The 6,078-nt window shown below is 74.6% G+C and carries 5 protein-coding genes and 1 pseudogene; 2 read left to right on the top strand and 4 right to left on the bottom strand.

Annotated elements, in window-relative coordinates:
- Positions 1 to 142 precede the first annotated feature (142 nt).
- The 3 genes from ACFV4F_RS25060 to ACFV4F_RS25050 form a co-directional block, all read right to left on the bottom strand.
- Complete coding sequence (locus tag ACFV4F_RS25060; RefSeq protein WP_380496619.1) at positions 143 to 1,387, bottom strand: HRDC domain-containing protein; 1,245 nt, start codon at positions 1,385 to 1,387, stop codon at positions 143 to 145.
- A gap of 166 nt (positions 1,388 to 1,553) precedes the next feature.
- A complete protein-coding gene (locus tag ACFV4F_RS25055) occupies positions 1,554 to 2,270 on the bottom strand; it encodes a response regulator transcription factor (protein WP_359975679.1) in 717 nt (238 codons plus the stop codon).
- A 331-nt stretch (positions 2,271 to 2,601) separates the two neighbouring features.
- Positions 2,602 to 3,264 carry a DUF3000 domain-containing protein gene (locus ACFV4F_RS25050; protein ID WP_380505531.1) on the bottom strand — a complete coding sequence of 221 codons (663 nt, stop codon included), beginning with the start codon at positions 3,262 to 3,264 and terminating at the stop codon, positions 2,602 to 2,604.
- 197 nt (positions 3,265 to 3,461) lie between these two features.
- On the opposite strand from ACFV4F_RS25050, the gene hemE reads away from it, so the two are divergent.
- Positions 3,462 to 4,514 (top strand): uroporphyrinogen decarboxylase, encoded by a 1,053-nt coding sequence (gene hemE / locus ACFV4F_RS25045; protein ID WP_380505540.1) that lies wholly within the window; start codon positions 3,462 to 3,464, stop codon positions 4,512 to 4,514.
- 209 nt (positions 4,515 to 4,723) lie between these two features.
- Here hemE and ACFV4F_RS25040 read toward each other — a convergent pair whose 3' ends face one another.
- The gene (locus ACFV4F_RS25040) at positions 4,724 to 5,674 is read right to left on the bottom strand and encodes a DUF4349 domain-containing protein (protein ID WP_380505529.1); all 951 of its coding nucleotides are present in this window, start codon (positions 5,672 to 5,674) and stop codon (positions 4,724 to 4,726) included.
- Positions 5,675 to 5,797: 123 nt separating this feature from the next.
- On the opposite strand from ACFV4F_RS25040, the pseudogene ACFV4F_RS25035 reads away from it, so the two are divergent.
- Positions 5,798 to 6,049: pseudogene (locus ACFV4F_RS25035) on the top strand (Uma2 family endonuclease); the annotation flags it as partial.
- Between the last annotated feature and the right edge of the window lie 29 nt (positions 6,050 to 6,078).

Here is a 6,078-nt window from a genome sequence, read left to right as displayed (position 1 = left end):
GGTGGTCGGCAGCGTCTGTTGTTAATACGACCCCGCACCCGGCCCGCCCCCCGGCGGCGGCCCGGGCCGCGCCGAGGGGCCGCCCGTCCGGCGGGCCGGCGTCCCCTTCGGCCGGCGCGCGAGGCCGGGCCCGCGCCCGGGGTCAGTCCTCGGCGGCCGCCGCCGCGGCGAACGCGGCGGCCACCACCGGGGCGACCAGGTCGACCTGCCACTGCCGGGCCCCGAGGCCGCGCAGCGCGGCGGCCACCCCGGCGGCGCCCGGGTCGGCCGGCGGTTCCCAGGACACCCGGCGGACCAGGTCCGGGGTGATCAGGTTCTCGGCGGGCAGGTTGTGCTTCTCGGCCAGCTCGCTGACGGCGCTGCGGGCGCCGGACAGCCGGGCGGCGGCGACCGGGTCCTTCTCGGCCCAGGCGCGCGGCGGCGGCGGCCCGTCGTGCGGCGCGGCGGCCGGCGGCAGCTGGTTCTCCGGCACCTCCCGGCCGCGCTGCACGGCGGCCAGCCACTGCTCCAGCTGGCGCCGGTGCACCCGCGGCCCGAAGCCCTGGACGGCCTGGAGCGCGGCGATGTTCAGCGGCATGGCCAGCGCGGCGTTGACGATCGCGGCGTCCGACAGGACCCGGCCCGGCGAGACGTCGCGGTCCTGCGCCATCCGGTCGCGGGCCAGCCACAGTTCGCGCACCACGGCCAGCTGGCGGCGCCGGCGGACCTTGTGCAGCTGCGAGGTGCGCCGCCACGGGTCGGTGCGCGGCGCCGGACGGGGCGCGGCGGCGATCGCGGCGAACTCCTCCAGCGCCCAGTCGAGCTTGCCCTGGGCGTCCAGCTCCCGTTCGAGTGCGTCCCGCAGCTCGACCAGCACCTCGACGTCCAGAGCGGCGTAGCGCAGCCACGGCTCGGGCAGCGGACGGGTGGACCAGTCGACCGCCGAGTGCTCCTTGGCCAGGCTCAGGCCGAGCACGCTCTCGGTCATCGGACCGAGGCCGACCCGGGCGAAGCCGGCGATGCGTCCGGCCAGCTCGGTGTCGAACAGCCGCCGCGGTCTCATGCCGACCTCGGCCAGGCACGGCAGGTCCTGGGTGGCCGCGTGCACCACCCATTCGGCGTCCGCGAGGGCGGCGCCGAGCCCGCCGAGGTCGGGGCAGGCGATCGGGTCGATCAGCGCGGTGCCGGCGCCCGCGCGGCGCAGCTGGATCAGGTACGCGCGCTGCCCGTAGCGGTAGCCGGAGGCCCGCTCGGCGTCGACCGCGACCGGTCCGGTGCCCGCGGCGAAGGCGGCGACGGTGGCGGCCAGCGCCTCCTCGTCCGCCACGACGGGCGGGATCCCCTCCTTGGGCTCAAGGAGCGGGACCGGGGCTGCTTCTTCTGGGATGGCTGCTACGGCGTCGGTCACTCACCAAGGGTACGACGGACCTCGGAGCCGGGAGTGTTGTCGGACTGGTCAGACCGGGTCACCGACTATGCCACCAGAACCTCCGGGAACGCCGCGGCGGCTCAGGAGGAAACGTTCCTCCTGAGCCGCCGCGGTGTTCCGGTTCAACGGCGCGGCCCCGATCGGCTCAGTGGATGATCCCGGTGCGCAGCGCCACCGCGACCATGCCGGCCCGGTCGCCGGTGCCGAGCTTGCGCGCGATGCGGGCCAGGTGGCTCTTGACGGTCAGTGCGGACAGACCCATCGCGACGCCGATCGCCTTGTTGGACTGACCCTCGGCCACCAGCCGCAGCACCTCGACCTCGCGGCCGGACAGCTCGCGGTAGGCGGTCGGCTGCGCGCCCGGCGCACCGGGGGCGCCCGGGGCACCCTGCGCTCCGGGTGCACCGGGCACGCCCGGCATGCCGGGGCGGCGCATCCGTCCGGCCAGTCCGGCGGCGCCCAGCGGCAGGCCGGGGCGGCCGGGCATCGCGACGTTGGTGCGGGTGCCGGTGACGACGTATCCCTTGACGCCGCCGGCCAGGGCGCTGCGGACGGCGCCGATGTCGTCGGCGGCGGAGAGCGCGAGGCCGTTGGGCCAGCCCGCGGCGCGGGTCTCGGCCAGGATGGTCAGCCCGGAGCCGTCCGGCAGGTGCACGTCGGCGACGCAGATGTCGCGCGGGGTGGAGACCCGGGGGCGGGCCTCGGCGATCGAGGACACCTCGATCACGTCGCGGACGCCGAGCGCCCACAGGTGGCGGGTGACGGTGTTTCGGACGCGCGGATCGGCGATGACCACCATGGCGGTGGGCTTGGTCGGGCGATAGGCGACCACGTTTGCGGGGTGCTCAAGAAGGACCGACACCAGGCCTCCTGCGGGGAGTGGCGGACGGAACCCCGATGGGGGCGGTCGGAGTGTTCCGCGTTCGGAAAGGGTCACAGTCTGCTTCGGCAGCTACCGTGCCCGGCTTTAGCGAAAGATCACGATCTAGTGAGTAACAATACGGACAAATCGCGCAAATGATTGATGCGACATGCCTGGTATTCGCACAAAATCGATCGGATTCATCCCCGATTGGGTCGATGGCGATCGCTTTCGACCGGTGAATTGACGCAGAGCCGATCCGAAGTCACACTCCGTCAGCCCTGGGGGTGGCGTCGGGCCGACCGTGGCCGCGCGGCCCCGACGCCACTCCTCAGTGCGAGCGCGGACGCCGCCGGGCGGGCATCGGGACCACTCCACCGAGTGACGGGACGTCGGCGGGCGCCTGCGGGGCCGGGGCGACCGGCGGCAGGCCCGCGCTGGTGCACAGCAGCTCCCCCCAGGCGGCCAGGTGCCGCTCGAAGCGGCCGTCGGCCGGCGTCCAGGAGGCCCGGATCTCGATCTCGGTGGAGGAAGGGTGGTCCGCTAGCGCGCCGAAGTACTGCGAGGCGCACCTGGTCACCGTGCCGGACGGCTCCGCGTACCCGGCGCCGTGCGCCTGCAGCGCGTCCAGCAGCCAGGCCCAGCCGACCTCGGACAGCATCGGGTCGCCGGCCATCTCCGGCTCCAGCTCGGCCCGGGTCATCGTCACCACCCGGAACTCCCCGTTCCAGGCCTCCTGCCCGGCCGGGTCGTAGAGCAGCACCAGCCGGCCGTCCGCCAGCTCGTCGCCGTCCACCTCGACCGAGGCGGTCACCGCGAACGCGTGCGGGGCCAGCCGGCGCGGGGCCGGCGCGGGGGACAGCTGCACCTCGGGCCGCAGCCGCGCCCCGTCGAACGCCGCCACGGCGGCCCGGAACTCGCTCGGCACGCCCTCCCGACCAGTTCCGCCACCTGCTCCGCCACCCTGCGCGGGGTGCCCGCCGACCGCTGCCATGCCCCGAAGACTAGGTCGAAGACGCGGGTTATCGCCGCAACTTCCGTCCGAGCGGCGTGCCGGAACGGCAAACCCGGCCAGATCTTGGAGGAACCGACGAGACCGGCCGGGGAGGGCGGTCCGGGGCGCGTGCGAAGATTTGCACCGTGAGCGAGACAACGGCAGACACCACGGCGGCCGCCCCCGACGGCCGGACCATCCCCGCGCGCCGCGGCGCCGCGTACGACTCCGCGTTCCTGCGCGCCTGCCGGCACGAGCCGGTGCCGCACACCCCGGTGTGGTTCATGCGCCAGGCCGGCCGCTCGCTGCCCGAGTACCTGAAGGTCCGCGAGGGCATCCCCATGCTGGAGTCCTGCATGCGGCCCGAGCTGGTCAAGGAGATCACCCTGCAGCCGGTGCGCCGGCACAAGGTGGACGCCGCGATCTTCTTCAGCGACATCGTGGTGCCGCTCAAGGCGGTCGGCATCGACGTCGAGATCAAGCCGAACGTCGGGCCGGTCATCGCCGACCCGATCCGCACCGCCGAGGACCTCAAGCGGCTGCGCCCGCTGGAGCCGGACGACGTCCCCTACATCACCGAGGCCGTCGGCATGCTCGTCGAGGAGCTCGGCGCCACCCCGCTGATCGGCTTCGCCGGCGCCCCGTACACGCTCGCCAGCTACCTGGTCGAGGGCGGTCCGTCCAAGAACCACGAGAACACCAAGGCCATGATGTACGGGCAGCCCGAGCTGTGGGCCGCCCTCGTCGACCGGCTCGCCGACATCACCTCCGCCTTCCTGAAGGTGCAGATCGAGGCCGGCGCCTCGGCGGTCCAGCTGTTCGACTCCTGGGTCGGCTCGCTCGCCCCCGACGACTACCGCCGCTCGGTCATGCCATCCAGCACCAAGGTCTTCGACTCCGTCGCCCACTACGGCGTGCCGCGGATCCACTTTGGCGTCGGCACCGGCGAGCTGCTCGGCCTGATGGGCCAGGCCGGCGCGGACATCGTCGGCGTCGACTGGCGGGTGCCGCTGAACGTCGCCGCCGAGCGGGTCGGCCCGGGCAAGGGCCTGCAGGGCAACCTCGACCCGGCCGTGCTGTTCGCCCCCACCAGGGTCGTCGAGACCAAGGCCCGCGAGGTCCTGCACGCCGCCCAGGCGCTCGGCACCAGCGGCCACATCTTCAACCTCGGCCACGGCGTCCTGCCCAGCATGGACCCGGACGCCCTCAGCCGCCTCGTCGCCTTCGTCCACGAGGCCAGCGAGCGCTGACACCCCCCCGGGGGGGGGGGGGGGGGGGGGGGGGGGGGGGGGGGCGCCCCGCGCGGGGGCGGCGCCGCCCCCCGCCCCCGCGGCCCGGCTCCTCATCCGCACCGGCGCCGGCCGCCCCCCGGTTCGCCCGAGGCCGCGCCGGCCCGCGGGGGCCGTCCCCGGGGGCGGGGGGGCCCCCGCCGCCGGCGAGGGGCCCGCCACCGGTGCGTTCAGTCCTGCTCGTCCCCCGTCGGGCCGGGAGCGGCGACGGCGGCGGGCATGCGGTACCGGCGCCACCACCAGTACGCCACCGCGGCCGGAACACCCAGCACCAGCAGGAACGGCGCCACCGCGGCCAGGGCGACGACCAGCCCGCGCAGGATCGTCAGCAGCACGTGCCAGCCGCCGGCGAGAGCCGAACCGGCCGACGCCCAGAAGCCCTTAGCCTCCACCTTCGGCGCCGGTGGCGGGGCGGGGGCCGGCGGCACCTCGCGGTGCACCTCCAGGGTGATCGTCGAGAGCGACGTCTTGCCGGCCAGCTCCTTCTGTTGCTTCTGCAGCGACTCCAGGTCCGACTCCCGGCGGCTCAGCTCCGCCTCCAGCGCGGTGACCTCGCTCAGCGACTTCGCCTGCGCCATCAGCGCCCGCACCCGCTCCACGCTCGCCTGCTGCGACTGCACCCGGCTCGCCACGTCCGCGACCTGCTGGGTCAGATCGTCCGCCTGGCTCTTGCGGGACACCACCTCGCCGAGCCCGGCCAGCTGGTCCAGCGTCTGCTGGAACGCCGCCGACGGCACCCTCAGCGTGAGCTGGCCGCCCGCGTCGCCGTCACCGCCCCCGGCTATCGACTCACCGCCGACGTAGCCGCCCGCGGAGCCGGCCATCTCCCGCGCCTTGGCGAGCAGTTGGCCGACGTCCTTGGTGCGCAGCGACAGCTGCGCCGTGTACGCGATCAGCCGGTTGTCCGCCACCGGCGCGGCACTCGCCGCACCGTTCGCCGCGGTGCCGCCTGCGGGCGCCTGGGCGGTCGGCGCCGCACTGGGCGCGGCAGCGGCGGCAGGCGCCTTGGCCGCGGGCGCCGCGGCCGACCCCTGCCTCCCATCGTCGGCCGCACTGCAGCCGGCCCCCAACGCCACCACGGCAGCCAGCACGGCCACCGCCCCCGCTCGTCTCGCCATCATCGGGCCTCTCCCCAAGTCCGTTGTCAGGTCTCCCCATTGGACGAAAGGCGAGCACGAACGGACCCCACCGGGAGATCGCAACTCCATCACAGCTAGGACGCGGACGGGACTCGCTATCTTGGCGCCCCGGAGTCCGCGCACCGGGCCCGCACGGTCAAGGTCCGCAAGTACGCCGAGGCGGGCATCCCCCACTACTGGATCGTCGAGGATGAGGACGGCCTGCCCGTCGTGCACGCATTCGAGCTGGAGCCGGTGACCTCCTCCTACGCACCCGCAGGGATCTTCCGGGGCACCCTGGAGCGGCCGGTGCCGTTCTCGCTGACGATCGACCTCGACGCGCTGGTGCCGCGCGGCGCGAAGCGTGCAGGGGATTGAGGCATCCGTGTAAGGACCTGCGAGACTGC

The sequence above is a fragment of the Kitasatospora sp. NPDC059722 genome (assembly GCF_042733235.1).
GTDB lineage: Bacteria > Actinomycetota > Actinomycetes > Streptomycetales > Streptomycetaceae > Kitasatospora.
The sequence above is the reverse complement of the archived record's forward strand: the minus strand, read 5'-3'. Positions and strand labels throughout refer to the sequence as shown.